Source organism: Mesorhizobium sp. M1C.F.Ca.ET.210.01.1.1 (assembly GCF_004791585.1).
Lineage (GTDB): Bacteria > Pseudomonadota > Alphaproteobacteria > Rhizobiales > Rhizobiaceae > Mesorhizobium.
Genome location: NZ_SRUU01000024.1, coordinates 45,931 through 72,709 on the forward strand (window position 1 = coordinate 45,931; position 26,779 = coordinate 72,709).

The 26,779-nt window shown below is 59.3% G+C and carries 24 protein-coding genes and 1 pseudogene; 9 read left to right on the plus strand and 16 right to left on the minus strand.

Going from position 1 to position 26,779, the window contains the following annotated elements:
* Positions 1-12: 12 nt before the first annotated feature.
* From EN853_RS23615 to EN853_RS23625, 3 genes are read right to left on the minus strand one after another with little or no spacing between them, the layout of a single operon-like run.
* Positions 13-717, minus strand: coding sequence for an SOS response-associated peptidase (locus EN853_RS23615; protein WP_127861685.1), 705 nt, complete (start codon positions 715-717; stop codon positions 13-15).
* Positions 718-719: 2 nt separating this feature from the next.
* Complete coding sequence (locus tag EN853_RS23620) at positions 720-1,100, minus strand: hypothetical protein (RefSeq protein WP_127861686.1); 381 nt, start codon at positions 1,098-1,100, stop codon at positions 720-722.
* A complete protein-coding gene (locus tag EN853_RS23625) occupies positions 1,100-1,378 on the minus strand; it encodes a hypothetical protein (RefSeq protein WP_127861687.1) in 279 nt (92 codons plus the stop codon). Before EN853_RS23625 ends, EN853_RS23620 begins: the two co-directional genes overlap by 1 nt.
* A gap of 92 nt (positions 1,379-1,470) precedes the next feature.
* Between EN853_RS23625 and EN853_RS23630 the strand changes: the two genes are divergently transcribed.
* Entirely contained in the window at positions 1,471-1,788 is a 318-nt protein-coding gene (locus tag EN853_RS23630; RefSeq protein ID WP_127861688.1) for a hypothetical protein, read from the plus strand.
* Between the two features lie 34 nt (positions 1,789-1,822).
* Here EN853_RS23630 and EN853_RS23635 read toward each other — a convergent pair whose 3' ends face one another.
* The gene (locus EN853_RS23635; RefSeq protein WP_245517165.1) at positions 1,823-2,113 is read right to left on the minus strand and encodes a hypothetical protein; all 291 of its coding nucleotides are present in this window, start codon (positions 2,111-2,113) and stop codon (positions 1,823-1,825) included.
* Between the two features lie 597 nt (positions 2,114-2,710).
* On the opposite strand from EN853_RS23635, the gene EN853_RS23640 reads away from it, so the two are divergent.
* Positions 2,711-3,163, plus strand: a complete 453-nt coding sequence (locus EN853_RS23640) for a MucR family transcriptional regulator (RefSeq protein WP_127861689.1) — start codon at positions 2,711-2,713, stop codon at positions 3,161-3,163.
* A gap of 1,061 nt (positions 3,164-4,224) precedes the next feature.
* Here the strand turns inward: EN853_RS23640 and EN853_RS23645 are convergent.
* Positions 4,225-5,451, minus strand: a complete 1,227-nt coding sequence (locus EN853_RS23645; protein ID WP_127861690.1) for a divalent metal cation transporter — start codon at positions 5,449-5,451, stop codon at positions 4,225-4,227.
* Positions 5,452-5,980: 529 nt separating this feature from the next.
* Between EN853_RS23645 and EN853_RS23650 the strand changes: the two genes are divergently transcribed.
* Both EN853_RS23650 and EN853_RS23655 read left to right on the plus strand, forming a co-directional pair.
* On the plus strand, positions 5,981-6,592 hold the full coding sequence (locus tag EN853_RS23650; protein WP_167524595.1) for a Crp/Fnr family transcriptional regulator: 612 nt from the start codon (positions 5,981-5,983) through the stop codon (positions 6,590-6,592).
* A 66-nt stretch (positions 6,593-6,658) separates the two neighbouring features.
* The gene (locus EN853_RS23655; protein ID WP_127861692.1) at positions 6,659-7,357 is read left to right on the plus strand and encodes a hypothetical protein; all 699 of its coding nucleotides are present in this window, start codon (positions 6,659-6,661) and stop codon (positions 7,355-7,357) included.
* A 51-nt stretch (positions 7,358-7,408) separates the two neighbouring features.
* On the opposite strand, the gene EN853_RS23660 is transcribed toward EN853_RS23655, so the two are convergent.
* Positions 7,409-8,365 (minus strand): DUF3618 domain-containing protein, encoded by a 957-nt coding sequence (locus EN853_RS23660; RefSeq protein ID WP_127861693.1) that lies wholly within the window; start codon positions 8,363-8,365, stop codon positions 7,409-7,411.
* Between the two features lie 516 nt (positions 8,366-8,881).
* Between EN853_RS23660 and EN853_RS23670 the strand changes: the two genes are divergently transcribed.
* From EN853_RS23670 to EN853_RS23685, 4 genes and pseudogenes are all read left to right on the plus strand, one after another.
* Positions 8,882-9,244 (plus strand): transposase, encoded by a 363-nt coding sequence (locus EN853_RS23670; protein WP_127861694.1) that lies wholly within the window; start codon positions 8,882-8,884, stop codon positions 9,242-9,244.
* 417 nt (positions 9,245-9,661) lie between these two features.
* On the plus strand, positions 9,662-9,850 hold the full coding sequence (locus EN853_RS23675; RefSeq protein ID WP_127861695.1) for a hypothetical protein: 189 nt from the start codon (positions 9,662-9,664) through the stop codon (positions 9,848-9,850).
* Positions 9,851-9,877: 27 nt separating this feature from the next.
* A pseudogene (locus EN853_RS34755) lies at positions 9,878-10,125 on the plus strand (SOS response-associated peptidase); the annotation flags it as partial.
* 210 nt (positions 10,126-10,335) lie between these two features.
* A complete protein-coding gene (locus EN853_RS23685; protein WP_127861696.1) occupies positions 10,336-10,650 on the plus strand; it encodes a hypothetical protein in 315 nt (104 codons plus the stop codon).
* A gap of 272 nt (positions 10,651-10,922) precedes the next feature.
* Here the strand turns inward: EN853_RS23685 and EN853_RS23690 are convergent, their stop codons facing one another.
* From EN853_RS23690 to EN853_RS23710, 4 genes are all read right to left on the minus strand, one after another.
* On the minus strand, positions 10,923-11,831 hold the full coding sequence (locus tag EN853_RS23690; protein ID WP_127861697.1) for a hypothetical protein: 909 nt from the start codon (positions 11,829-11,831) through the stop codon (positions 10,923-10,925).
* A 1,096-nt stretch (positions 11,832-12,927) separates the two neighbouring features.
* Positions 12,928-13,176, minus strand: coding sequence for a DUF982 domain-containing protein (locus tag EN853_RS23695; RefSeq protein WP_127861698.1), 249 nt, complete (start codon positions 13,174-13,176; stop codon positions 12,928-12,930).
* 771 nt (positions 13,177-13,947) lie between these two features.
* Positions 13,948-14,946 carry a dienelactone hydrolase-related enzyme gene (locus EN853_RS23705; RefSeq protein WP_127861699.1) on the minus strand — a complete coding sequence of 333 codons (999 nt, stop codon included), beginning with the start codon at positions 14,944-14,946 and terminating at the stop codon, positions 13,948-13,950.
* The gene (locus EN853_RS23710; RefSeq protein ID WP_127861700.1) at positions 14,936-16,549 is read right to left on the minus strand and encodes a hypothetical protein; all 1,614 of its coding nucleotides are present in this window, start codon (positions 16,547-16,549) and stop codon (positions 14,936-14,938) included. The genes EN853_RS23705 and EN853_RS23710 overlap by 11 nt, the downstream gene beginning before the upstream one ends.
* 462 nt (positions 16,550-17,011) lie before the next feature.
* Here EN853_RS23710 and EN853_RS23715 point away from each other — a divergent pair, with 462 nt between their 5' ends.
* On the plus strand, positions 17,012-17,233 hold the full coding sequence (locus EN853_RS23715; RefSeq protein WP_127861701.1) for a hypothetical protein: 222 nt from the start codon (positions 17,012-17,014) through the stop codon (positions 17,231-17,233).
* Positions 17,234-17,519: 286 nt separating this feature from the next.
* On the opposite strand, the gene EN853_RS23720 is transcribed toward EN853_RS23715, so the two are convergent.
* The 6 genes from EN853_RS23720 to EN853_RS23745 form a co-directional block, all read right to left on the minus strand.
* Positions 17,520-18,725 carry an RES domain-containing protein gene (locus tag EN853_RS23720; protein ID WP_245517166.1) on the minus strand — a complete coding sequence of 402 codons (1,206 nt, stop codon included), beginning with the start codon at positions 18,723-18,725 and terminating at the stop codon, positions 17,520-17,522.
* A gap of 350 nt (positions 18,726-19,075) precedes the next feature.
* Positions 19,076-20,209, minus strand: coding sequence for a hypothetical protein (locus tag EN853_RS23725; protein ID WP_127861703.1), 1,134 nt, complete (start codon positions 20,207-20,209; stop codon positions 19,076-19,078).
* On the minus strand, positions 20,181-23,174 hold the full coding sequence (locus EN853_RS23730) for a hypothetical protein (RefSeq protein WP_127861704.1): 2,994 nt from the start codon (positions 23,172-23,174) through the stop codon (positions 20,181-20,183). The genes EN853_RS23725 and EN853_RS23730 overlap by 29 nt, the downstream gene beginning before the upstream one ends.
* An 86-nt stretch (positions 23,175-23,260) precedes the next feature.
* Positions 23,261-25,105 carry a hypothetical protein gene (locus EN853_RS23735; RefSeq protein ID WP_127861705.1) on the minus strand — a complete coding sequence of 615 codons (1,845 nt, stop codon included), beginning with the start codon at positions 25,103-25,105 and terminating at the stop codon, positions 23,261-23,263.
* Complete coding sequence (locus EN853_RS23740) at positions 25,106-25,624, minus strand: ABC-three component system middle component 2 (RefSeq protein WP_245517167.1); 519 nt, start codon at positions 25,622-25,624, stop codon at positions 25,106-25,108.
* Positions 25,609-26,694, minus strand: coding sequence for an ABC-three component system protein (locus EN853_RS23745; protein ID WP_245517168.1), 1,086 nt, complete (start codon positions 26,692-26,694; stop codon positions 25,609-25,611). Before EN853_RS23745 ends, EN853_RS23740 begins: the two co-directional genes overlap by 16 nt.
* Positions 26,695-26,779 lie beyond the last annotated feature (85 nt).

Consider the following 26,779-nt stretch of genomic DNA (forward strand, 5'->3'; position numbering starts at 1 on the left):
GGCGATTTCTCTCTAGAACAAAGAAGCCTGCGCTGGTGGTTCGGCTGGAAATTTGATCTGCGTTGCCGGCTTCTCGACGATCACCAGCGCATCGTCCGGCGCCGGCCGCTGCAGCTTCTTCGCCTCTGACCACGGCGCGGTGAGCCACAATTCAGTTTCCTCCGGCGTGGTCAGGACCACCGGCATCGCCTTTTCGTGGATCGGCGCGACTAACGCGTTGGGCCTGGTCGTCAGGAAGCCGTAGAGCTCGTGGTCGCCGGGGCCTTCCTTCACCTTGCGCACGCCGTGCCAGGGCGTCCACAGGCCAGCGAAAAAAAACAGAGGCCGTTCCTCGCTGAGCGCGAACCAGAAGTTCTTCTGGACGCCGGTTTCGGAATCCTTGTCGCCCGGTGTCGGCGACGGCTCGGCGAAGCTTGTCACTGGCACCACACAGCGATTCTCGACGCCGAGATAGGGCTGCCAATGGGCATACTGCGGGTTGCGGACGTTGGTGGTGCCAGAATCGGCGTTGCCGCGCATCCGTTCAGGCGGCGTCGGCATGCCCCATCGCAGATTGGCGAGCTCGCGGCTGCCGTCGGCAGCATTGCGGACCACCGGGGCAAATTGGTTGGGGTAGATGTCAATCGACGGCTCGAGGTTGCCGGAGATGTCACGCAGCGCCCGCGTCCACTGGCGGATTGCCTCCTGGCTGGTCGTGATGTTGTAGAGATTGCACATACTTAGCTCCGCAGGGCTTCGGGCGTGCTGAGCGGCCCCATTTCCAGAATTCGCTCATGGGCGCCCTGGCGGCGCCAGACACCGCGAGCGCGCCCATTCTCCCTGTCTCGCTTCGGATCGAACACGATGCCGCCGAAGTGGTCAAGGAACGACGACGCGGCCTCGCGATCGGTGAAGCAGTGCAGCCGCCATTGCTCCTGCTTGCCGTCGTTCCAAACCGCGATCACCGCCCTGGTCCTGTATGTCAGGCCGCGCTCCTCAAGAAAGCGCCTGATCAGCGTGAAGTTGCGGTCCGTGCAAAGATCGTCGGGCAGCGCGACCTGGTGCGGCATCTCGCGGTCGATGACCGAAGGCGTTGGTATTCCCCGGCTGCGCCTGACCATCAGTGCCGTGCACCAGTCCCCTTGCTTTCCTTGAGATAGATATCGGTCTGTTCGCGCATAGCGTCCGAAAGTGACAGCGCCAGTTCCAAGTTTTCCGGGTAAACTGCCAAGATCCATGTGGCCGTCAATTCAGCAATGGCCTGCTTCTGATTGACGTCAGAGAGGTCGCGCATTTGCTTTGCCATTTTGCTGACGGCCCGGTGAATTGCGGGCCGCTCGCGCTTGACCGTGGCGTATATCTCGGGCTGTTCGGACTCGGTGACGATGATCGATTTCATGGTTTGTCTCCTAGTTGCCGACAGTGAACAAAATGAGAACACTGGAGTCAATCCCCCTTGACCAGTGAGGAATATGTTCCTCATTTCAGCGTATGCCCGAGCAACCCGAAAAGTGGCCGAGAGGCGCGGCCTGGACCCTGACGCATGCGCATGATGCCGGGCAGGTGGCGGGCATCCGCTGCGCCCGCTGCAACGTCACGCGCTACTACAAACCGCTCGAGCTGCGGGAGGTGATCGGCAACGTCACGATCGACGAGGTACGGGACAAGGTCCGCTGCCAGCAATGCAAGAGCCGGGAGTGGATGAGCGCGCAGCTATTTCACCCGACAGGAGAGCAGGCGCACGACATCCGCTTTCGGCGCTTAGTGGAGATTCGATGGGAGAAGCGGGTAGTCTGGCGCGATGAGTAGTGGGCCAACCATCACCGACGCCCGGGTCGAGTTCCTATTCGTCGCTGTCTTCGCTGTCGTTTTCGTCGTCGGATTGGCCGTTCCGACTTGCATCATCCGCTTGCTCTTCAACGTACGCTTGGCAGCCTTCGTTGAAAGATCGGCTATCGCCATCGCAATCCCGCTCGTCGGTAATGTCGTTCCTTGCCGCCCAATCGTACCCGGCCTCGTGGCCCGAGCAGTCATCGGTGCAGTCGTAGCCGTGGAAAGTCTCTTGCGCGTTTGCCGGGGCGGCAACAAAGCCGGCCAATGCAAGGGCACCGGCCGCGACAAGAATTCGGATCATCACAAAACACTCCTATCGGCGCCCAGGCGGTCGGATATTCTGTGACCTTGTCGAAGACGAGGCTGGTTGGCCGACCCTCAGTCCCAATCCTGATCAGGTGTAGCGGGACGGCGATTCCAGCTTCTAAGTTTCAATTCGTCGATGCAGACTGGGCCGGATGCGAAGCGGCCGCCCATTTCAAGTGCTGCCGCCCCGTCCTGGAGTTTTCGCAACGTCTGACGGGAAGACACCAGGCGGCATCATCGCCGGTGCGCTTATGGGCTTGCAGTTCTTTCGAGTGCTGCGCCCCTACGCTTGCTGAGGGACAGGCGTGATGACCGGCGCCATTGTGGAGGACCATACGCTTGTCGTCGCTTATGTAACTATGTAACTGACATGAATTTGCGCCCGATACCGACTTTCCCGCTGCGCGCCATTTGACGACGCTTGATGCAATTCCTAGCCACGGTTCGCTCGGTCATATTGAGACCACAGATCACCGGGAGCAGCACGTTGTGTAGCAATGGCCTCGTTCAGGTAATGTCTTCACGCTGTTGCGGTGCGCCGAAAACCGGCTAAGAGGTTTCATCTATTGCTGCTGCGAAATGGAGTTACTGCATGCCGGAAGAGATTGAGAACGGCCGAAGCCAGTTGATCGAGCTCACCGCGGACATTGTGTCTGCCTACGTCAGCAAAAACCCAGTGCCGGTTGCGTCTCTTCCAGAGTTGATCGAAAGCGTGAATTCGTCGCTGTCGAAAATCGGACGACCGGCCGAGCCCGAGCAGCCAACCCAGGCGCCCGCGGTCAATCCGAAGCGGTCGGTGTTCCCCGACTACATCATCTGCCTCGAGGACGGGAAGCAGTTCAAATCGCTGAAGCGCCATCTTGGCGTGCACTACGGCATGACGCCCAACGAGTACCGCGAGAAATGGGGATTGAAGCCGGACTATCCGATGGTGGCGCCGAACTACGCGGCCCAACGTTCGGCGCTGGCGAAGTCGAGTGGGCTCGGCCGGAAGCCAGCGGCAAAGCCGTCGAAAAGCACGGGCAAAAAGCGTTCTCTGCGGTGATCACGGACCCTTTCCCGTTTTGCACGAGCAACGACGCAAGGCCGCAGTGACAGATGAGGGCGAGTTGTGGTGCGGTGCGACTGCGGCGGTATCCACATCGCGTCGATTTCATTATCTGAATTGTCGCTAAAGTGCTGATGTTCACGACAGGCTCGCTGCCGCCGCCCTGTGTCCCCCGTACGGCTTGCTGCGGGCTGTCGACAAGAGGGCCAGCTGTCCTTGGCCGATGGCTGACCCTCTTCCTTTTTGCCACGATGCCGCTATCCTGAATCGTAGCTCGCAGTCGGTGTCCCAAGGCGCTGCGGACTTCCCGAGGGCTGGGCTGCCGGCTAGACGGTCCGGCCCTGTTTTAGCCTTGTCCATGATCGCACCGCAGCACCGATTTTGTTACCTAAGCGAGTGCTAACGTGGTATCCTTTATAAACAACGCCGAGTGTCCCTCCTCGAAAGCCTCTGGCCGTTGCGAGTAGAAAAAGGACCGGTCGCGCATGCCTCGCGGCTGGTCTTTTTCGTCGGATTATTGGCCTTTGGGACATGAATGTTCCAGATGACAATAGGCCCACTGGGCCCGCAAAAGAAATGGTACGATAGCCGACGGTATCGGCCAAAGAGACCATCGCCGTCATTTGCAAGCGTAGTTTGTCGAACTCATCATGTTGGAGGTGATCTCGTTTGACGCAACGTTCGCCTCGCCGTCGCGCTACCGGCGGCGGGCGGGTCGGCGCGGCAAACCTTCGCCTATCGGTTTCGTCCGGTCTTCGCGCAGGCCGGCCATCAAAGACACGACGGCGGCTAATATGTCGTCGCCGGTCAGCCCTGAGTAATACATGGTCCACCGACGGTACCGATGCCTGATCCTCTAGGAGAGCGCTAAAGTTCCCAATTGGGGCTTGGTAGTCGGCGCTAATCCCAATGGCGAAAGCCTCACGCTTGGTACCCGCGAGAAGAGTCCAACTTTGCTCGCGCTACGGCACGAGTTGACCCGGTTGAGAAGCTCACGGCCCGCTGACAGACGGCCAACCTGTGCCTACCCGTTGTGCCGCGAGAGGCTTACCGCCCTCTCAGACGAACCACTGCACGCCGAGACCCAAAGCGGCGAGCGCCATCGCAGCGGTCGAAATCCAGCCCAGCAGACGCAGCCAACCCTGCACCGGAAATTTCCCCATGATGTCCTTGCGGCCGGCCATCAGCATCATGACGACCATGACCGGGACCGCGCAGATCCCGTTGATGACCGCACTCCAATAGAGCGCCTTGATGGGGTCGATGGGCGTGAACATGATACCGGTGCCGAGCGCCGCGGCCGCAACCAGTGTTGCATAGAACGCCACCACTTCTTTGGGCTCCCGCTCCAACCCGACCGGCCAGTGCATCGCTTCACCGACAGCAAAGGCGGCGGAACCTGCAAGCACCGGCACCGCGAGCAGCCCGGTCCCGATGCCGGCAGAAAAGACAACGAAGGCGAACTTGCCGGCCACTGGCTCCAGCGCTTTCGCGGCGTCGGTGGATGACGAGATATCGGTCACACCCGCCTTGTGAAGGGTCGCAGCGGTGGTGAAGATGATGGCGACGGCGATCAGGTTGGACAGCGCCATTCCGACCAGCGTGTCTGCGCGAATGCGCTGGAAGGCTCTCGACGCCTGCCAGGGCGCCCATTTCAACGGCTTTGCGGACCGGTCAAGTTTCTCCTCCTCGACTTCCTGCGAGGCCTGCCAGAAGAACAGGTAGGGCGAGATCGTCGTGCCGAAGATGGCCAGCAGCGTAGTGAAGAACGCGCCGCTCCACTCGACATGCGGGATGAGCAGCCCTTTTATGCCATCAGCCCAGGGCACCCGTGCCGCGAACATCGCGGCGACATAGGCGAACAGGCTGAGAGTAGTCCATTTGAGGATCGTGACATACCGGCTGTAGTGGATGAATACGATGGCCGCCACGCAGATCAGGGCAAACACAACGACATAAAGCGACCTCGGACCGCCGACGAGCAGTTTCAAGGCATCGGCCATCGCGCTCAAATCGGCGCCGATATTTATAACGTTGGCGGCAAAAAGCAGAACGACGATGAAGTAGAGCAGAGAGGCTGGATAGTAGCGTGCCAGATTGCCCGAGATTCCCTTTCCTGTTGTGCGTCCGATCCGGGCAGAGATCTCCTGGATCGCCGCCATCATCGGGAAGGTCAAAAGCATGGTCCAGCCGATGTTGAAGCCGAGCTGCGCACCGGCCTGGCTATAGGTGACTATGCCAGAGGGATCGTCATCCGAGGCGCCGGTGATGAATCCGGGACCGATGGTTCACAGGAAGCGCTGGAACGGTCCTTTCGTGCGAGTGTTGCTTTGCGCCCGCGAAACCTCCGAACCTACATCGGCCACGACCCTATCGCCTCCACAAAGACGTCGCGGTGAGCGCACCCGCGACCATCGAAATAGTCGGGCCGAGCAAGATCAGGAGAAGCTCATTCCCGTAAATTCTTTCGAGCCCCAGATCGATGACGGTCTCGGACAAGCTCACGATGAGGATTGCTGGAACCAATGAGGCACGGCTGCGCTGCATCGCAAACCCCCGCCAACGCAAGGAAATAACAACGAAATAACGAAGACGGGAATTCCCGGTTCCCTTAGCGTGATGATCCGGAAAGGGCGCCATTATATCGGGGCGGCGAGAGCTGCTTTCGAAACACGAGAGCTTCAGACGGAGCGCTGGTTCATCGCGAAATGCGCCCCTGGGTGTCAGCGGAGCCGTTTAGTTCCGCAACCGGATGCAGATGCGCTAAAGAACTTCGGCGTAGCATCGGATTGTTTCGGTGATTGTGAGGATTCCTTGAAACCGTCGACCGCCGCCCCGGCAGAGTGGCTGCCGCCGAACATTGAGGCCCGGCAACACTCCCTGGCGCGTGGCGAAATCCTATTCCGAAAGGACGACCCAACGGCCGGACTCTATCAGGTCAAGCAAGGCCAGGTGCGGCTCTCGCGAGTCGATCACACGGGCCGCGAAGTGGTTCTGCATGCTGCCTGCGCAGGCGGGCTCATTGCCGAAGCCTCGCTTTTTGCGCAGGTCTACCAGTGCGATGCCGTCGCGATGACGGACGCAACGGTGCGTCTCTATCCCAAGGACGCCCTGCTCGCGGAGCTCCGGCAAAACCCCGAGGCACTCGCAGGATTTGCGGCAGGGCTTGCGCATGAACTGATGGCGCTGAGAGCGCGTCTCGAGTTGCGCAACATCCGTTCCGCGCGCGAGCGCGTGGAGACCTACCTGGCACTGAATACCGGGGCAGACGGGCGCACCATTGCACTGCGGGGGACGGCGAAGGCCCTCGCCGCCGAGCTCGGCCTCACCCACGAAGCTCTCTATCGAACGCTCAGCACGCTTCAGGCTGAAGGGATTATTGCCCGCACGAAGGACGCGATCATCCTAAAGATGCCAAGCGTATGATCTTGATCATATGCCCCCGCCGACCATTCCGGATAATGTGTCGTCATTGCTCCACGGGAGGTTTCAATGACATCGTCAACCCGCAAGCTTGTCATCATCACGGCAACCGCCGCCGTCACGGCTTTGGCCAGCATGGCCTTCGTTCACCCCATCACCAAGGCATTTTCTCAGCAGATGCCCATGATGAATGACAGCATGTCGGGTGATCAGCAGATGCCCAGCATGATGCATATGCACGGTATGATGCAGCACATGATGCGCGGCCAAGCGGGAATGCAGATGCACGGCCAAGGTACGATGGAGATGGGCCTGAACGCGCCGACCCGGCCAGGCCAGGATGCCTTCGGCGCGATCCAGGAAATCGTCCGTATCCTGGAGGCCGATCCCGCGACCGACTGGTCGAATGTCAATCTCGAAGCGCTGCGCCAGCACCTGATCGACATGAACGAGGTGACGCTCAAGGCGAACGCGGCGGCGACTCAAGTCGACGGCGGCCTGGAAATCGCCGTCACCGGCGAGGGCCGCACCCTTGTCGCCATCCAGCGGATGATCCCCGACCATGCCCAGGAACTCAATCAGATGAACGGCTGGCATGCCAAGATCGAGACGCTTCCCGACGGCGTGCGCCTGACCGTCACGTCGAACGACCCCAAGGAAGTCGCTCACATCCGCGGGCTCGGCTTCATCGGACTGCTAGTGAGCGGCTCGCATCACCAGCCGCACCACCTTGCGATGGCGAAGAACGAGATGGTGCACCAGCACTGAGGGTCGGAACGCCGCTCGTTTGATTCCGATCATATCGACGCGGTCATATGATCAGTACGGTGCGACCCAAAGGGGGCCGCCCCAATGGTGCCAGAGGACGGTCACCCTCCAAGGAGGTGCTGTCCTTGCAAATTTCCACGAGTGGGTGACCGTGAACCTGGGCGTGCCGGTGACGGCGAATATGGACACGCTCAGGCTCGTGACATCCTTGTCGGCCAGCGTGCCTTCCTTCGAGGCCTGCCGCCCGGCTTCCTCGCTGGCTGTCTGATAGACTTCGGCTGCAACCTGCTTCACCTGATCGACGCCCTCCTCGAGCGCGTCCTCGGCCTTGTCCCGAAGCTGTTCGCGATAGCCGCCGAGCCGCTCGTCCTCGACTTGCGTGTGAGGCAGCATCGCACCGATCGCTGCTCCGATCGCGAGGCCGACAGCAGCCAATGCAAGAGGCTGATCCTCCATCAACTGCTGCGCGGAACGGCCGGCCTGCGTCGCCATGTCAGCCGTGGCGGCCGCGGAGTTGGCCAGCGTCTGCGCTGTGCCGCTCGCGATGTCGGATACGGTGCCGGCTGCGTCGCTGGCCATGTCAGACATGGTATTGGCCGCGCTGCTGGCCATTCCAGAGAAAGTTCCGGCCGCACCGCCGGCCATCTCGCCAGCCGAGGCCGAGGTGTCCGAAGTCATGGCCATACCAGAGCCGGACGCGCCGTCGCGTTGGCCGGAACTGCGGCGCGTTGCATAGCCCGGAGAAGCTGCTGCGGCGGAAGCGCCGCTACCCAGCATCAGCCATGCCAGCCCGGCACCGATCACGGTCAGCGGCAACGGGTTGTCGCGCACTTGGGCCTTGAGGTTGGCGAGCATCTCGGCGCCTGCACCACCGCTAAAAAGCCCGGCGAGCTCGTCAACCAGTTGGCCGGGCGTCATCTTGTCTCGAATGGATTCGGCCGTCGCCACTACCCTGGCGCGCGTGGCTTCGGCCTCTCGTTCGAGTTCGGCTGCGGATTTTTTGGTCATCTCGCTTGTCCCTTGATCACGTTCGCGTCGCGCTTCAACTGCTCCTGCGTGCGGTCCGGCGCCAGTTCCGAAGGCGGCCACTAGATCGTCGCGATAGGAAGTAAGTTGGAACCTCTGCCCAGCGTTTGCCACGCATGTCATCGGGCTCGTCATCCGAGCGAGCTTGACCTGAAGCCGACTTTGACTTGGTGGCTGCGCCTTATTCGGTTGTTTCATGGCCAGCTGGCTATGCTGTCTTATGCGGAACGCAACGGCTACGAATTCGATCGATGGGAATGCGGGCAATGCTTCGGCCCCGGTTACGATCCCAGGCGCATTCGCGATAAGCCTTTATGGGACCGGTCTGGATAATCAACGTAAAACCGAATTTGGATTCCCATTTTTGTTAGGCGAAGCGCGATACATCCCTCGGTCCAATCAGAATTGACTTACCCCTCCGGTGAGGTCCGGTGACGGCCGCCTTGATGAGCTAGGCTGAAGACTGCAAGTCATAGTGCAAACACTAGGAGGAGTCCTATGACGAAGCATCAGATTGAGATGGTCACGTCGGCCGAGCGGCGTCGGCGCTGGTCTCGCGACGAGAAGGAGCGTCTCGTCGCGGCGACATTTGAACCGGGCACCCGCGTTTCGGAGATCGCGCGCTCGGCCGGCATCCCTGTCAGCCAGCTTTTCCGCTGGCGCAAGCAGATCTGCCAGATATCCGCGCCCTCCGTGCCGCAACTTGTGCCCGTAGAGGTGGCCCTGCCAGGGCCGGCGTCACCGACGGCGCCGCCGCCGGTCTCGCGGTCGCGCAAGAAGGTCAGCTTGGTGACTATCGAGCTTGGCGGTGGGCGTCGTCTCCGCATCGAGAGTGACGTCGACACCGAAGCGCTTTCTTGATGTGCTGGAGCGGCGATGATCCCGGTCCCGGACGGTGGTCCGGCTGGCGACCGGCTATACCGACATGCGCAGGGGCTTTCCCGGCCTGTCCCTGATGGTGCAGGAGACGGCCTGCTGATCTTGATAGACACCAGCGGGTGTTTGACCGACCGTGTGACGAACGGCGGGGCCGCCACCCTCGGCGCGGCAGCGCTATTATCTCACAGAACGGGGTTGAGAGGCGAAGAACACAATGTGCCATTGTGGAACGAATTCACGGCATAGTGATTAACAACGCACGCGGTCGATTCCTTCAGCGATGTAGCCGCCTCAGTGGCAACCAGAAAGCCCGTCGCCTACGCTCATTAGCTGCGGCGGGCTTTTCCCGTGGAACCAAACTCGGTCCAATCGCGTTGCCGGCGACTTGGGACTTTTCCTATGACCGAAATCAAGCAAGAGCTTAGCGCGCGCGCGCAGGCACAGAAGGAATTCAGGGTGCAGCTCCTCACGCGAGAAACTGGCATCACCGAAGCTCAGGCGCGCGACCTCATCGATATGATCGGCAATGAGCCCGCGTCGTTGGTTCGTGAGGCGCGGCTTCTAGCAGCAACCAAAGCTAGCCGTTGATCTACGGTCAGCGCTACCAAGAAGTCCATGTGCAACGACTACGAACAGCATGTTGCTTGGGCCGAGTACTGTCGGGTGATGGCGTCGCTCGAGTTGAAGGTCCCGACCCATCAGACCGAGCTCGATCTGCCGCAAGCCGCGACATCCGGATCGACGACCCGGCTCCGATAATGCGCGCCTCCGGCGGCGCGATCGAGCTTGCCTCAATGACATTCGGCTTCCCGCCGTCCGGTCCAAAGGGCGGGCCGGTGTTCAACTTTCGGTCTGAGGGACGATAGTTCGCAAACAGCCTCGTGGGCGCGGCGTCTGATGCGTTCTTCAATCCATAGCTGCGCTCCTCGCGCCGGACCTGGCGTTTACTCCGCTCTAGTTGGTGGCCTCAGGTTTGTTCCATCAGACATGACCTCGAACGGAGGTGAGGGTAGCCGGCGTTGGGAACGCTCCTCCGATAATCTTGTTATCCATCAGATCAATAGGAGGAAGTCATGAGCAAGAAAGATAACCGCCGTGAGACAGGCGCCAGGAAATACCCGGCCCAATCCACCCCGGATCCTTCGGACCAGTTCTCGCAGGCCGCCGCCAACAACGAAGAGCCTCACGATAGATTTGGGCTCACTCGGAAGAAGGGTGAGGTAGAGGACGAGACACATCAGTCCGAAGGCCAGAACCCTCCGCGTCGAGCGACACCCAGCCCGGCGACGGAGAAAAGCTCCGGGGCCGGCCCGTCGGTCGCCGAACATTCCAAGGACGCCAAGGCGCCCAAAGGCGGGCGCCAGCCCGGCGCCTATGTGAAGGATTGAGGCGGACGCAGGCAGGGCGAATCGGAGCTCAGGCGGGACAGTGCGAACGCCGTCGCCTCAGGTTCCTTGTTCCTCCGCACCTTTGTCTTGGATTGATCCCGCCGGCATCGGTGGTTCTCGGGATCGCCTTCGACCGTGTTTTCGCCCTGATCCAGTTTTCGCCTGGATGTCCCGATGCCAGGGTCGTTGGCCGCCACCTATAAACAGTCAAGAATGAGCGGTCGGTTTTTCAAAACCAAACCGCTCCGGGGCGGCAAGATTGCGAGTGGCCGTCAGCCGCGAACGAACAGTGCCTCGTCTTCATCTCGTTGCTTGCCGCCGAGCGCTGCGGCAACGCTGGCGATGAAAGCGCCAACCATCATCGACAGGGCGCCGACCAGCGCGAAAGTGGCGCTCGCCTTCCTGGCCGTGTCCGCGGCCGCCTTCGCCTTGTTCTTGGCGTCATCGACGGCTGCGAGAACGGTGTCGACGCGCTTGGCGGCGTCGGCTTCCGAAAGCCCGGTGCGGGAAGCGACCAGTTTCACAAGATAGGCCTTATCCTCGGCCGATACTTCGCCCTTGGCGGCGCTTGCCACCAGGATGCGTGTTGCCTGCGCCGTTACGGCGGCATCGTTCTGTCCGGTTGCCGCGACGGTGCCGGTCTCGGCCGGCCGGAATAGCGTATCGACGAAATAGCCCAGGCTGTTGTTGTCGGTTGTTCCAGCAGCCGCATTCGTGGCCGCAGACGAAGCGCCCGCTGCTGCGCCGGCCGCGACATTGGACGCAGCCTGCACACCTGCGCCAACCGTTGCGGACAATGCGGAACCAAGGACGCCGGCGACGAGCAACGTTGCCACTGCCCAGGCAAGGAAACCGTGCGCCGTATCGCGAAAGTAGACTTCGTCGTCATGGATACCGACCCATTTTGTCCGTAGCCGGCCGGTCAGATAACCACCCAGGCCGGCCGAGAGCCATTGCACGACGACCAGCCAAACCGCGGCCGAAACCGCGAAAGTGGTGGCTGATGCGCTTGCGCCGGTCCAAGGGGAGACCATCGTCAGCCCAAGTCCAGAGCCGATCAGCATCAGGATCACCGTCAGTGTCGACGCAGCGAAAGCGCCCGCCACGATCGGGCCCCAGCTTACCGCAGATGACGACGATTCCTTTTTGCCGGAGACTTCCACCTCAGTAACGGGGGTCATGTGAAGCTCCTACCGTGCGAACAGCATGAGCAGGATGATGATCGGAATCGGAACTCCGAGAAGCCAAAGCAATATACCGCGTCCCATTAGAACCTCCTATATTCTTGAGACGAAATACCAATTCCGCGAACTGGCTTTCGTTCCAAAGGTTTAGCGAGGAAATTGAAATAGGGTGCGCCCGATCTATTTTGGCGATCTGCGCAAGCCGCAAAGAACTTCGCTTCCCCGTCCCGTTAGGAGCGTGACTGACCGCGGCCCAGGGCGGTGCCGCTGCAAGGAAAACTTCGAAACTGTATATTAGTTCCACCTAAAGGGACGTGGACCAATATCGGCTGAAACACCTTGGGCAGCTCAACGCTCCTCCGCCAGACCTGCGAGATCAGCAGCGTTGCCAGGCTGCTGAAAACGACCCAACCGCGGATCTCGCTGTCGGGAACCGCGGACAGCGGGCCGAATCCGGGCGGCCGGTCCGTAGTGTTAGTCGGAGTGGATTGGGAGCGCTCTTCAGAAAGAGTCCATGGACGTTCGCTCGGGTCATGATGCCTTCCCCTTGGTGTGTTGCGCCCATAGGCGCTTCACCGTGGTGACGCAGGATCGCAAACTGGATTATCCCGCAAGGCTGTTAGGCTGCCTCCAACCTACCTTTTCAAGCTCAGCCGAGAGCCGATCAGCGTCGACTATGCCGCGTCTGTAAAAGCTCATAACCTTCAAGGCTACCTGTTCGCGCTCATCGATGTGCGTGATCTTATGATTCGCGCAGTAGTCGCTCACGGCTCTTGCCAGAATTTCAAGCTGGGCGGGACCAGCAACAACGCCACAGTCCAGCATGCTTGCCTCCCAACACAGGGGCGAAAGCATGGTAGCCGCTTCAAGCGTCCGCCTGCCTTTAGTGGTACGGACGATCCAAAAACCCTACGCCTGGAATGGGCCGACTGCGAATCAATTTAACCGGATGAAAGAAAGCCCGACAGGGAGCCATCGGGCCAGCTTGGCTTGGGCGTTGCAGAGGCAGGGGGTGGATCGGGGTCGCCTACTGCAACGAGGTCGAATGTGGTCATGTTAGCCGGTGCTTGGCAATGCGAAATCGCAGCCCGTGTCAGTCGAGCAGCAAGCCTTCTTTCCTTGCTGCGGCCTCGAATGCGGTGCGTACATCATCAGGGGATAATTCGCCGGCTAGTGCAGCTAGGCAAGCTTGTACAGCCTTGTTCCAGTGGGGTCCGCGCTTGGGCCATTCCAGCAGGTTTTCAGCGGCTGCCTGCACGTTGTTGACCTCATAACGGACGCCTGTCTGACGGGCCTTCACTGAGACCGGAGGATAGAACCAGAGTGTGCCATGCGTGCGCATCTATTCGTGAATGTCGAAGGACAAATCGAGAAAAAGGACCAGTCGCGAGGCATGCGCGACGGGTCCTCTTTTCTGGTCGCGCCGCCCTGAGGCTTTTGGGGGACACTCGGTGGCGGGTGCGAGCCTAAGTTGAACTTATCACATTTTAGCTATCGCTTGATAACGAAATCGATGCTGCGGTGCGGCCATGACAGGCCCAGGGCAGATGAGGGCCAGCGCGTCTACCCTCGCAATCTGACCCCTCTGGCGAGCCGGCGGCGCTTTACAAGGAGGAGAGGTAGCGCGCGCGCGGCTCTGCCTGGTAAACCTTCTGCGGTGGCCTCCTTGGCGCCTCCGGCGGCTAAGGCGGAAGAAATCACGCTTGAGACGGCCGCCGTCGAGGATGCGCAGTGGCTTGGTCAGGTGAGGGCGCCGCGGGACGAGCTGGCGAAGCTTGATGCGGAGCACGCGCAGGCGACCGAAGCAACCAAGTCAGAGCCGGTGAGGGCAGGGCAGGGCGCCGAGCTAGCGCGCCACGAGCCTGCCGCCGGCACGCTGATGATCAAGACGCCGATCGCTCCGGGCAGTGTCGATCTTCCACCCGCATGGCGATGTCATCGCGCTGGGCTCGGTCGCGTCCGGCTCGAAAATCGTCGTCGGATATCGGCCGAATTCGTCAATCGCAGCATCGACGGCTCCGTCTTCGCTGAAGCTCCCCCATCCGGCAGGTGCGCGCGCCTCCCCATACAGATAATCGTTTACAGGTCAGGATCGCCGGGCCCACTTGTCAGCTCACGACAGAAACCGCTTCAAGCTCAAACCGGCCAACAAAATGTAAGGCGGAATGGCGAGCGAATAGTGACCACAGTTTAGTTCCAAAATATTTGGCCTAGCTCCGGCGTCCTTCAGGGTCTGCATGAACCTCTCCGATAGTTCTGGCAACACCACTTTGTCTCTCTTAGCCAACACAACGTGGAGATCGAGATCAGACCGTGCCAAACTATGTGCGTAATTCTCCAAGTTAAGTGGCCCCCAGGCTCTTCTGAGATCGGTCAGCTCAATTTCAGGCTCAAGGCTGTCACGTATCAATCGTGTCGCGCGACCCGTCCAAACCATATCCGCTAGACTCCCTGCCGTCAGAAACAGGGCGGCTTTTGACACGGCCTGGTCGTGCGCAGCAATTAACCCCGCGACCCAGGAGCCTAAGCTCATACCGAGAACCGAAACCTTTCGATACCCTTCGCTCTTCAACCACCGTATGAGTTTTCGCCCATCCAATACTCCCTGCCTTACAGATTGAATTGTTCGACCGAGATTCGGGCTAAGCATATAATCTGCATGCAGGGACCCGGGACGGCTGCGCTCGAAGTGATATGGCATGGCAATCTCGACAACCGTGATGCCACGCCGCGAGAAAAAGTTGGCAATGTGACGGTTCCGCGCGCTTGCATTCCAATGGTGAAAGATCACCATCGCCTGATCGAACGACCCGCTTTCTGTGATTTTCGCCCAGACGACATTGTTCTCTTCAATGTCAGTAGAAATATCCGATGGAAATTTGAGCCACCCATCTTTCCTTTCAAAACCCTGATCGCTCTCACTCGGCTCACCGAAAAAGGCTGGATCAGCCACGGCCTGGTCCGCAAGGATACAAAACTCCTCGATACTTGCTACATTCTTCGCGCCTGGAAAGGCGCGTTCCGCGTCAAGGACGAAACCCGTTGTTTTCTTCCCTTCGTCACCGCGTCGCGCCCGCTGCTCATCCCAACGATCAAGCCAACTATGATACACTATGATTGTTTCCTAACTTACCCGCTCGCCATCCCCCAAATCCGGGATCAATTAGGCCGTATATCGCGAGCAGCGCTCCAACGCCCAGAAGGATCGAAAAGCCAGCAAATGCATCGATCAGCAAGTAGCTAGCAACGAGTAACACCACGACAGCAGACATCTTCCACAAAGGCACATGAAACCGACTTCCGACACCCAAACGGATGGACCCATACAGAAAAACAACACAGGTCGAAATAACGATAAGAAGGCTGCTATAATGCGTCGGCATTCTATAACCGAACCCTTCGCTCACATTATTCCCCCCATATAAGGCTGAAGACATATCGCCGATCAACCAAGCCACAATATTTTCCCCTCGCGATGTCAGGTAAGCGCTTTGGGCCTTCATGCATATAGCGATCAGAACCCCCAAAACAGTACACCGAAAAATCCCACGCATTACCATGAGGCCGACTTCATTGACCTCATGTTGATAATCAACCTCCAACCGACTCTTCGATGCCTCACCAATTCTCCCAAGGTCATATACCACCGTATAAAGCAATATGAGACCCACAAAGAAAAGATAAAAGCACAGGCACATGTATAGGTACGCGAGCCCGGTGAACACGACCGCCTCCGGTACCGATATGATCTCGGGGCGCACAATCGCTAACTTGCCCCAGTCCGTCGCATAGTTGCCACCGCCTTTCAAAAGCGGGATCAAACACACACCGATCCACTGAAAAAGACCGGCGAACATCACACAAATCACAAAAACCGCCCAATATGTATACGACGAAGCTTCCACGCTGCGTGTCCAGGCATGGTCGCTTTCCATCCGGTCGCCCTGCGCTACAAGTTTTATGTGACCATCGCGTTTCCAAAAGGCCAACAACTCTATCACGAATGCAAAAAACAACGGCAAGAACACCATAAAGTCGAGTGTCCAATTTGCCGCCCAAAGAAAACCAACCTGCTTAACGAGGCCATCCGACTGCACGTAAGTAGCATTGTGGATACCCGTAATATACGACAAGAACCCAAGGGCCGTGATACCCGCAAACACCGACGCCGGTAAATTTAAGGGAGATCCGCGACTAAAAATCGCCTCCGACGCCCTCGCCAGACTAAAACGCCGGCTCGGCCCCTTGGCGTCAGTATCCCGTGCCAGCTCTGCCGGGGACTCTGTCTCGTCATGGAAGGTCTCAGACCGCGCCTTATCTGGAACCTCCGGCGCAACGGTGCTTCCCGCTCTCTTCCATTCTCGTCTCTTGGCCGTTAACCGCGATTGCGCCGCACTGAGCTCCATCTGCCATTCGCTGGTTGCCACCGGATCATCGCACCCAAAAACCCTCGCCAGCCAGCGAATGTTGGCAGCGCTAATTCCCTTCTCGTTCTCTTGAAACCAAAGCTGCACCGTTCGCAGATCGACCCCAATCCGGTTGGAATCAATCTCTGAAATCGCCTCTGCAAGAAGCTCGGGCGTCCATGAGCCTGCAGGAAACCCGTCTTTGCCCAATGGCCGACCCGCACCCGCCGCCACTAATCCTTTGAATAATTCTTTGAAGTCACTCCCGTCTCTCGGCGGAGGGAGAAATAACTTTCCATTCTTAAACAATGACTTACAGGCTCTGGTTTCATTTCGTTTCGCTAGGCTTCGTATCCTATCGTGCCCTCGTCCCTGATCAACGTTTTTATCGACCCGATGCAACTAGTGGTTCGTCTCACTGAGAGGGGAGAAAGGGCTCTGCGCTCTCTCCCCAGCAAGCAGAAAACCGGTCTTCCCCATGCTTTGGCCTTTGGCCTGCAGCACCAGCCGGGAATCCGCCGGGCGGATCCCCGGTCCCTAGGGTTGGGCGATCCCCTTCCGGTTTTTCTGCTTGCCCCCCTCTTTCCCGCTGCTCCGCGCGAGCTCGGGGAGCAAGAGCGGGCTCCTGCCCCTTTCGGGCAGAAGGACCGCTTCGCGGGTAAAGGGAAAAGCAGCTTGGAAGGAGCTGAGGCGGCAATGTTTGAAACTCGGACAGAGAGCAGGCGACGGACCCTCGCGGAGCTGAAGCTGGTCGACGTAACCGAGCGTCACATGGCGACGCAAAAAGCATCTGCCATCGTCGCCGACGGGGAAGGGCGACGGGTGTCCGAAGAGGCGATGGCGCGCCGCGAGGTGACCATGTATCGGCCGGCCGATCACAAGGAGTCGATCGGCAAGCTCGTGTATATCGCTGCGTATCTCATCGCCCAGCGCAAGCGCCTCGAAGAGGAGGAATTGGCGGCCATTCTGGAAATGGCTGCGCCCGTCGGGTGAGCGTCCGACCATAAGGGAAAGTCCGCCGCCCAGGTGGACTTTTTTGTAGCGCAGGCGTTTCCGTGAAGGACTGTCACAGTAGATCAGGCCTTCCATGGACTAGTGGTGGAAATCTGACGCTTGATACCGGAGTCGAAATACCGGTTTCGACCCCTTGCAGACCTTCCCTGAAGGCGAGGGAGAGTCGTGACCCGAAGCCGTCGCTCCCGCCACGCTTCAAGAACGACTGCTGTGCGCCTGATATCGGTCGTTGGGTCGACCCTAGTCGTATCTCAGAAAGAGACATCTAAAGCGGCAAGTCCATATCATCGAGTTCCGGGTAAACTTCGTGATGCGGAACGGCTTCGAACGACGCCCCACGCACCACATGCACGTCGAAGCTTCCTGCCTTGAAACGCATGCGGGCTGCCCTGCCAGACGGTCCGAAACGCGGCAGGGAAGACAATAGGCTGTCGAATGGCTCACCATAAGGTGCAGATTTTGTCTTCTGCTGAACTGGAACAGCTTCGATGGCGCAGGCGTCCCCCAGGATGACAATGTTCTTGCCTCCCGGATGTTGCGCGGACCGATAGATGATTGCCTCGATGCGGCGCTTGGCCCCGCTGAGGTAGAATTCGTGATGATTGAGAAGATACTCCGCGACCGCCTGTGTGGGGATGTAGTCCAGGTGCTCGTCGTTCGGCGAGATCGGACGGGCTATCTCCCGCATGAAGCGCTGCATAAAGCGCCACTGAGCTGTTCGTCGGATGTGATCCTTCGAAAATAGATTCGGCTCCTTGAAGCCTCCAGAGAAGCGGGTCGTATCGATTACCCATAGAGGCGCGAGGATCTCGAACTGCGCGCATACGATCACGCTTCCAACGGATGGTCTCATTTCCGCAACACAGGTATCCAGATCGAAACCAGCATACAGCGCCGCAATGCCAGATGGGTTCATCCGTCCCGGCCGCCGCGAACGCGTGGGCGGAGGTCCCATGTGGGTCGGAACGTCCTGCTGAATTTTTCTTCTCTCATCGGGATCGTCGACGGTTCTCACCCGGTAGACGCTCGACAGTGGTGTACCGGGCTGGATTTCAAAGACCGGATTCGAGCGCTGGAGACCTCGCTGCAGTTGGATTCGGTCGAAGATTTCTGCCAGGAGTTCCTTTGCCCTATCGTTGAAGAACCTTTGCCCGTGAACAATGCTCTCGCAAAACTCGTCCCATAGATGGCTGTGGCCATTGAAGGCCTCGTAGCTGCGAACGTAGGAAGCATCCTCGGAATAGAATGCCTCCTCGCCGTCAGGTGGCCAGTAGGGATCATCGGCAATCAGTTGATTTGCAATGGCCGAAACCACGTCGTCGAGGTCTGCTCCCGTCAGGTCGTACAAAACACCGTGAAGGTCATCTCCCGAATAGTGGTCGGCCATGCTGTTATAGCGGCCGAAAGTGTAGTTGTTGCGGAACACCTCATCAATGATGTCGGCGACATCCTTGACGGGAATGCCCTTCATCGTCGGATGGAATGTGCACCTCTCGTCGGGAAACTGAGGTCGAATCTCGACTAGCCGCCGCTCGAGTCCCTTATTGGAAAAACAACGGGGGCACAAAAAGGTCATCAGCGGGTCTCATCTGTGGGCGACAAGCGACGAACAAAAGCGATATTGCCGCGGTTGCGGGCGTAGAAGTCGGATTCGTCGAGGTTGCTGGCATCGGCCAGCGCTCGCCGAGGATGCAGTCGATGGCCGACAGGGTGTCGTTTTGCAAGCGTAGTTTGCCCTAACAAGGCGAACATTTTCGCGGTAGGCCGACGAGATGCTTGCTCATTTTCATAACGTCGAATCATCGACTGCAGCGCTGACTTTCAGGTCGGCGCCATCTTCAACCAATAGTCCCGGTGCCAATTGGTGAAGAAGATGGGAATCGGCTCACCTGATACCCGATCGATTGCCTGCGCGATTCCGCCCTCGAGCCACATGGATCCATCTGCTCGCGCGATACGGTGCGGCGTCCACCGGTCGCGGAGTGCTTGAGTGACATCGGCGCGGCTCAGTCGCGTGCCGATTCCGTCGTGGTTGACCTTCGAGAGGATAAGAAGGTTGCCGGCGTGGCGAGCGCCACCAGCCGAAGTCTTATCAGGGTGATGACCTTCGAGCATGCGGATACGGTTCTCGGCATGTTCTGCGTAAGACCCGACCGGTGCCAGTTTCTCGGGCGATCGGCGAGCAAGCTCGATCTGACAATGCGACGCGTAGTGATCGGTCTTCAACTGCACGCGCTGGATATCCTCGGCGACTACTTGCGGGCGATTGCTTCCACCGCTTCGCGTGGTGTTACGGATACCGCCACCGGAATATAGTTCGCCCGGGTTTGGATTGTTTCGTTTGGGATCGGGGTCCGATCCCGGATGGGGCTGCGAAGACTCGCCAGCTTTTTCCTCGGCCGGTGTCTCGTCATAGCCGTCCTGCTCGTAGCTGTGCGGTTGCTGAGTTGCCCGAAAATCGCGGGTGCGGTGGCGGAGCGCGTCCTTCAGGACCGAACTCAGCCATCGAAGCCGGGGCTTCAAGAATACGATGTCTGCGATGGCCTTCATCAGCAGATCGTCGAGATCGCCGGCGCGATCGAGCCAGATTTCATTCGGCAGTACGACCCATTCGCGCGCCGCTCGATATTGGCGGCCGCGCACCTTGAACTGGACGGTCAGACCGCTCGCGATCACCACCCGCTTGATTGCGAGCAGACGGCTCTGGAACTGCGGTTCGATTAGGTTCTGGGAAACATCGAATTCCTGCAGCTGCTTCCGGAAGAGCTTGCCGGCGTTCGCGCCTGCCATCGCATGTACGGTCTCAAGAAAACTCTCCGAAGCGGGTTCCTGGTCACGGCCGGCGGGGTTGACGGGCTCTGTTGCGAGCGACGAAAGGGTCGGGATCTGCCAGTGCCGCAATTCATCGGCGATCGGGTTTCGCACGTTAGGGACGCTGTGGATCGCCAGCCGCAATTTCGAAAAGGGTGTCGCCGCGGATCGCCTCGGCGAGCTCGGGCATGTCGTCGACGACCGCGACACGGCGTGCCACCGTTCCGGCGAGCAGTTCGACCCCGCCATCATCTTCGACCGGGATGCAGCCCAGCTCGGGCGGCTGCATTAGCCAGGTGTCGACGCCTTTCGGATGATGGAGGTGCCGCATGATGCAGCCGATCTGGACGGTTCGCGTCACCTGGGGCTGCGCGTCGAGCCATTCGAAATAGGCGCGCGACGTCTCCGGAGTCGGGATTCCGCGGATGACGCCGGCCTTGCGATAAAGCTCCTGGACATTGTCGGCCAGGCCTTCACCGCTGATCTGGAGTTTCCATCCGCCCCAGAGTTCGCCGAGATTGCCCTTGAACGCGAGACGATCCGGAGCGACCAAGCCGTCTCCAAAGGGGAGGCACGGGATCTGGCGGACCTCCGACGCGATCTCGGGATCATCGGCCTCGGTGATAACCGCCAGCCGCGGCAGGAGCGCCCGATCATTGCCGGGGTCATCGCGCAATGCGTCGAGGGCCATTTGCGCGGTTGGGTTGCGCGCCGGCGGCAGGACGGCATCGAGGTCGAGCGTCGGGCGATCGATCAGGTCCTTCGGCTGAAGGTCCAGCCGGGAGCTCTCGCCACTGACGCGGACGAGCGTAATAACCGGCTTTAATTCGCCCGCGAGGCTGAGTCCGACCGCGCTTCCGCGTAGCGAGCGCAGCACCCCTGCGGCCCGCTTTGAACTGGCTAGCGCCGCGAGGGCGGATTCAAGAGCATGAAAGGCGGAGCGCTCATTTGCCTCCAGTGGGCGGGCGGTCGGAAACGCTGCGAGCTGATCCGAATAGAAGGCCATGACCTCGGCCGCGCTGGGTTCCTCGCGCAAGGTCAGCCGAGCGCGGCTACCCTTGAGCTTCTTGCACAGCACGCGCACCTCGCGCGTCGGTCTGGCAATATGGTCACCGAGCAATGTCGCGACCTTGCCTTCCGGCAAGCACAGCTCATCGAAGACGTGGACCGTGCCGTGGACCACTGGCCAGATCGGCAGGTTCTTGACCGCAGGCCAGTCGTCGCGGGCAAGCTCATCTGGATTGGCGGCGACCCAAGTGAAGAAGCGCTTACGGACCGCAACTGATTTGTTCTCGAGGTCGCCATCGCGCAGCAGGTTGCGCAGCACATAGCCTTCGAGATGCCAGCCTTCGAGCTTGAAGACCTGATGCCCGCGCAGATCAGGATGGATCGTGGGAGGGACATCGAGTTGGAGCCCGGATGGAATCGATGCGCCACGCTTCAGCTTTGACAGGGGATGAATTTTGCCCTCGCCGTCCGGCAGATATGCGGTAGCACCGCTGGGGCGAGCGGCTGCGGCGAAGCCGCTCAAAAAGGGGTGTAGCGCGTCGAGATGCGCTCTCGAGATGGCTGGATCGCCCAACGATCGAAGCCATTCCGCCTCGCTGCGCCATGGGAAATGCTCGGCATCAGAGCCCTCGAGGCGATCCAGCACATCCTGTCCGTCGTATCTCAGGTGATCGTTGCCCCATCCGGTGCAACTTCCGGTTGCGAGCAACTGGACCAGCGCAGCCGGGGTCTTTGGGTCGAGTATCGGCAATGAAACGGGCGCGACTTTAGCAAGCGCAGCGGACCATTCGCGCTCCCTGCCTTTATAAACCGGAACGGCCAGCAGCAATCGTCGCTTGTGGCGGACAGGCTTGCCCTGGGCGTCGATTGCCGGAAACGCGCGAACCGCCAACAGACGGTTGGCAAAGGAGAGCAGCCGTTCACCGGCAAGGGTGCCGAGCAGGTCGAGTGCCCCAGCGCCGTAGCGCGGGATGAGCAGCTTGGCGAGGGCGTCGGCTAAGAGCGCATCGCATGCCGCGATGATCGCATCATTCCATGCGCCCGATTGCGCCGCGAGTTCGTGCCGTTCGGTGTCGGAGACAAACGCCCCTGAGTAGTGCACGGTGGTTCCGCTCGCTGAACCGGTGTCATTCCCCGGATACGCGACGGGATAACGCAGACGTCCTGTGCCCAGTCTGAGCTTGCCGCCCGCGTCGACGTCCCATGCCACTTCGACGACGAGACCGCCGCGAGAAATTAGCCGCTTGCCTGCCGATCGGTATTCCGCCGCCTGGAAGAAGCGGGCCTTGCCGGGCGACCGCTCGGTCGACAGCGTGAGGCAGGCCTGCTCGCGTTCTAGCTGCCGCTCGCCATCGGCGAGAATCTCGCTACACTCGCGGAAATACGTGACGAGCCCCGACTCTCGGCGCACGCGGCCGGCGCTGAAGGCGAAAGTGTGTGAGCCCAATTTGTGGTGCGAGATGACCACCTCGTATCGTTCGAGCATCCCGGGTCGCATGATGCCGAGGAGCCGTTTGGGCAGCGTAGCCACGGCCTCGTTGAAAACCTGCTCTATCTTTGGGTCGGTCACCGCCGAGAATTCGATGGCCTCGCCATGCGGCACCGAGAAGCCTCGGCGGCGATAGGGAACTTCGATCTGCGTACCGCGCACCGGTGCGCCAGGATCGTCGCGCGGCGGGACGCGAACACCGGGATAGGGAGGTTTGTTGTCGCCATCCTTGAACAGTGTTTGTAGGATCTGCTTGCCAGCGGACCGCAGCGTGATGCTGTTGCCAAGTGTGAAGCATGCCTTGAGCCCGTGGTTCTTGACCCCGAACATTCCGACTTTGGCCGCGACTTCGTGGCCTGCGCCCTTGATGTAGCTCAGCCGCTCCCATCCAGGCGTGTCGATTGGGTCGCCATTGCCGGTGCAGACAAGTTGGTCGAGCTCGAACCGGATTTCGGTTCGCGATGAGCGCGCGTCGAGCTCATTGACGATCAGCTCGACGAGCAGATCGTCGCCGCGCAATCCGTTCAGGAATTGCCAGAACTCGGGCGCCTGGTCGGTCTTAAGAACAAATTCTTCCGCCTGCTCAGAATCTAGAGGGTGCTGAGGCCTCATCAGGTTGCTCCGATCGATCGAGAGCGAGCTTGAGCTCGCGATGGGTCCCGTGATGGCGCCGTTGTGTCCGCTCCTTGCCAAGGACACTATTGCGGAATGAAGCCCACCCGCTCTCCGGGCTCCGCCTCTTTGCCAGCGAACCGTTCGTAATGCACCGCATACGCCACATCAGGTGGCGGCTCCTTGTTCTCAATTACGATGATTTGGATGCCGCTTTTCACGTTGCGCAGAGATTCCCAGAAGGCGGCTTCGATGCCGGCATTTATGCGCTCATCCTCACTAACCGCTTTGCCCTTTTTCTTGTAGCTCGTCAGGGGTGAATCAATGATCACAGTGCCTAAGTGTGGGCGCCCGTTGTCTTGGCAGTAGCGCAGCAGCGCCATCACAAATGCGGCGTAAAGGATCGCCCGGACCCCTTTGCCGTGGGACTGACGGGCCTGTCCGTCAACCCTGATGTCGAATGCAGTTTCATCGAACTCAACGCGACCCTCGCCTTCCCAATTCCACTCCTTGAGAATTGCTTCCACCTCTCGGCAAAATTTCAGAAGAGCAGCGGACGGCAGAGCTTCCCACTTTTGTGTAGAGGCGCCCGCCTCGCTGCTCGTGGCAGTTTCGATCTGCTCTCTCAACTGCCTAAGGTTAGCTGCCTGAGTATCGTCATTCTGCATACCCTCAAGCTGCAGGCGGCGGGCCACCAAGCGGTCCAACCGCGAGCTGCCGTCCTGGACAGCAGGTGCTAAGATGGTCCCGATCGTCGTGTCAATTTGGCTTATCTCGTTCTGGGCATCCGTCTGCTCTCCAACCCGCGTTTCGCGGAGTTGCGCGACAGTTTCGATCGTCTCTCGCAGGTCCCGACGGTGAGCGAGAATTTTTGCAGCTTCGGCGCGTGCAGCCGAGTAAATAGCGGTGCTCTGTTCGGATGCTTTGTGAACGTGGTCCGGTGACATGAGTTGGTCACACAAGGGACAGCGGACCTCTTGCAGACCGTCAAGAAAATATGCGCCTTCCGCAATAAAATCTAAGCGCTCCAGATCGGTCCTGTAGCGTTCATCCAAGAGTCCATATTGCTTTAGCAGTTCGTCGATCGCGACTATCTGAGATTCAGCGCGCTGAGCGGATGCGAAGGCGGTGCGGCGTTGTGCTTCAAGCTCTTTTCTCTCGGTCGAGTGATCGGAAAGCGACTTGGATAGCGCCGATATCGCGTCATCGACCTTCTCTATCTCCTCATCGGCTGCATTGGACGGTCTTTTTTGAATCCGTTGTTCGATGGGCTCCAGCAAGTCCGAGATGAGCGACAGCTGAGCCGTGAGCTTCGCGTTCGCAATCTCTTTCTTCTCGCTCGCTATAATCCCTTCATCATCCTTGCCTGTAAGCAGGTAGGCGAAAGCGCGTTTTCGGGGAGTCCTATCGAATCCTCCGCGACCGAGCACAGGCGATCGCTCGTCGATCATAGAGACTTCATCGACGAGAAAGAGAGGCAGCAAGGTTCTTATCGTCAGTCGGTTTGTGTCTCCGACATCGTTGCGACGGAGCCGCGCCTCGGCAATCCCGGCGAATTTGAAGAGAACTTCGGTTGCGTCCTTCGCCTTACTCATTCCCGAGCGCTTCGGTGCGATGATTTCACCCTTCTCTTCTTCTCTGTCGGCAAATTTGCCGGAGTGAAGCATGAGGTTGCCACCAGAAAGGTGCCGCTCTAGGGTAATGAATTCGCCGATCGTGTTTTCGAACTCGACGAAGAGTTGCGAGTACGGCTCTGCCTCATCGATGCGCTTGTTGAGCTCATCGGCTCCAAACACGTAGTCGAGCAGATGGACGAGGTAGCTTTTGCCAGTATCTGAATCGCCCGCAAGTATGTTTGCCTTGTCGTGAAATTCGACAACCGCATCAGCGACTCCTTTCCCAGTCAGTCTGATTGAAAGAACCCGCAGCATCTAAAGCTCCAGGTCCTTTATCGCGGATAGGCGCTCAAATTCAGCACCCCAACGGCCGACGTTCGAGGACATAAGGGAATTCAGCTCGGCGTCCTGCATGCCACCAAACTTATCGATCACCCAAATCGATCGCTGCCGCAGGTCTTCCGCATAATGGGTTTTCAGGAGCGCAACGAAAGCAGACGTGAGCTCAGTTGCGCGATAGAGAATGCCTGAAGTGTCGAATGTTTTCGCAATAAGCTCCCGCGCAAACATCTGATTCAGTCCTGCGCTCAGCACTTCGCGCTTAACCAGCAGTTCTGAGCCCCTATAGGGTACAGAAGGGTGCAGGCTCTCTGGACCGTCTGCGACATCTCCGGAATGCACTAAAAGGTAATCGTAGGAAATGAGGCGTTGTAAATCAGCTGGCTTCCCGCTTGCCTCCAGGACAAACAGCATCCGAAGGCCGCATTCCAGCGGCGAGTTATAAGGACGGCTCGGCGATGAGCCTTCAGCATGAGGGTTCATGGCTGGTACCATGACACACGCTTCTCATTTGCGAGCTGGTGACACATTCCCTCTCGATCATTGGCAACGACATGGGGCGCAAGGACATGTCCCCCAAGTTGCAGCTGTTGCGCAGCCTTAACAGTTGCTGAGAGGCGTTGTAGCCCCGTCAGTCCAGTGGCGTTGTAATCGTGATAGAGCCCGTCTGAAAACTCATTCAGCAGGGTTTCGAAAAATGCGACGTCCGCCATCTGATCGCGCGCCAACTCTTTGAGGTTCTCGGCGCAGTAAAATGTGACTCTGGAGCGGTCAAATAGCTTCGCATGGATCGGCAGATGCACGAATTCCGATCTGTCGGTGACTGCTTTTCCCATGGCCTCGCCGATTGCTAGGAGCAGCTGTTGCACGTATTCCGCTTCGCCGGCAGCGACGGCTGAGGGCGGTATCGGAGGTGGCGGCCTCTCAATGAGTGGCGCACCGAAAACGGTCAAATGATAGCGGGTTTTCTCGTGTTCTTTGATCAACTCAAGGGGCTGCTTCGCCCGAAAGATGGAAAAATCGCACGACCCAATATGGGCCTTCATCGCTGCGTCCAGCGGCACTGTTCCCTTGACAATTTTCGTTGCACACCGCTGGTCCCATTCGGCGAGAATGTAAGCGCGCAGCTCGTCCGGATTGTCCAGAAGATCCTGGAAGTCAGAGGTTACGCCGGCATGTGTGATGAACCAGTATTCCTCCGGAGCGGAATAGTCCCCCTTTAAGGTGTAGTGGAGCACCTTTCCTATTTCCGCAGCGGCGACGCCTTCTCCGAGGCGCGCGCCATAATGTTTACATTGGTAAAGTCTCCACCTGCGCGGCTTAACAGATGGCGCGTCGAACCAAACGATCAAGTCGCGGCCCTTGTCGCCCGATCCCCCGCGCTGTTGCACCTCGTACACACCGACAAGTTTGTTCGCGATGTAGTCGGATGCCCACTCCAACGTAAATCGCTCGAAATCCAATGGGCTGAACTGCGCGAGGCGGTCTAAGGGTTGCACGGGCAAGCCAACACCCAAGCCGAGAAGTCGCGCATTGGCATTCGGCCAAGGTGTTGGCGCGCTCAACGGCTCAAAGCTCGTGGTATCACTATTGTGCACGTCTCCCCCCGTGACTGCGTTCTAGCCTGGATGGATGATTGGGGGAAGAAAA

Bases quoted from the DNA above. Each gene is read 5' to 3' on its own strand.
- EN853_RS23625 (WP_127861687.1), bottom strand. From the start codon at position 1,378: ATGAAATCGATCATCGTCACCGAGTCCGAACAGCCCGAGATATACGCC.
- EN853_RS23715 (WP_127861701.1), top strand. From the start codon at position 17,012: ATGGCGACGCAAAAAGCATCTGCCATCGTCGCCGACGGGGAAGGGCGA.
- EN853_RS23670 (WP_127861694.1), top strand. From the start codon at position 8,882: ATGACGAAGCATCAGATTGAGATGGTCACGTCGGCCGAGCGGCGTCGG.
- EN853_RS23740 (WP_245517167.1), bottom strand. From the start codon at position 25,624: ATGGTACCAGCCATGAACCCTCATGCTGAAGGCTCATCGCCGAGCCGT.
- EN853_RS23690 (WP_127861697.1), bottom strand. From the start codon at position 11,831: ATGACCCCCGTTACTGAGGTGGAAGTCTCCGGCAAAAAGGAATCGTCG.
- EN853_RS23685 (WP_127861696.1), top strand. From the start codon at position 10,336: ATGAGCAAGAAAGATAACCGCCGTGAGACAGGCGCCAGGAAATACCCG.
- EN853_RS23630 (WP_127861688.1), top strand. From the start codon at position 1,471: ATGCCCGAGCAACCCGAAAAGTGGCCGAGAGGCGCGGCCTGGACCCTG.
- EN853_RS23620 (WP_127861686.1), bottom strand. From the start codon at position 1,100: ATGGTCAGGCGCAGCCGGGGAATACCAACGCCTTCGGTCATCGACCGC.
- EN853_RS23720 (WP_245517166.1), bottom strand. From the start codon at position 18,725: ATGAAGGGCATTCCCGTCAAGGATGTCGCCGACATCATTGATGAGGTG.
- EN853_RS23695 (WP_127861698.1), bottom strand. From the start codon at position 13,176: ATGCGCACGCATGGCACACTCTGGTTCTATCCTCCGGTCTCAGTGAAG.
- EN853_RS23730 (WP_127861704.1), bottom strand. From the start codon at position 23,174: ATGAGGCCTCAGCACCCTCTAGATTCTGAGCAGGCGGAAGAATTTGTT.
- EN853_RS23655 (WP_127861692.1), top strand. From the start codon at position 6,659: ATGACATCGTCAACCCGCAAGCTTGTCATCATCACGGCAACCGCCGCC.
- EN853_RS23635 (WP_245517165.1), bottom strand. From the start codon at position 2,113: ATGATCCGAATTCTTGTCGCGGCCGGTGCCCTTGCATTGGCCGGCTTT.
- EN853_RS23640 (WP_127861689.1), top strand. From the start codon at position 2,711: ATGCCGGAAGAGATTGAGAACGGCCGAAGCCAGTTGATCGAGCTCACC.
- EN853_RS23675 (WP_127861695.1), top strand. From the start codon at position 9,662: ATGACCGAAATCAAGCAAGAGCTTAGCGCGCGCGCGCAGGCACAGAAG.
- EN853_RS23615 (WP_127861685.1), bottom strand. From the start codon at position 717: ATGTGCAATCTCTACAACATCACGACCAGCCAGGAGGCAATCCGCCAG.
- EN853_RS23735 (WP_127861705.1), bottom strand. From the start codon at position 25,105: ATGCTGCGGGTTCTTTCAATCAGACTGACTGGGAAAGGAGTCGCTGAT.
- EN853_RS23660 (WP_127861693.1), bottom strand. From the start codon at position 8,365: ATGACCAAAAAATCCGCAGCCGAACTCGAACGAGAGGCCGAAGCCACG.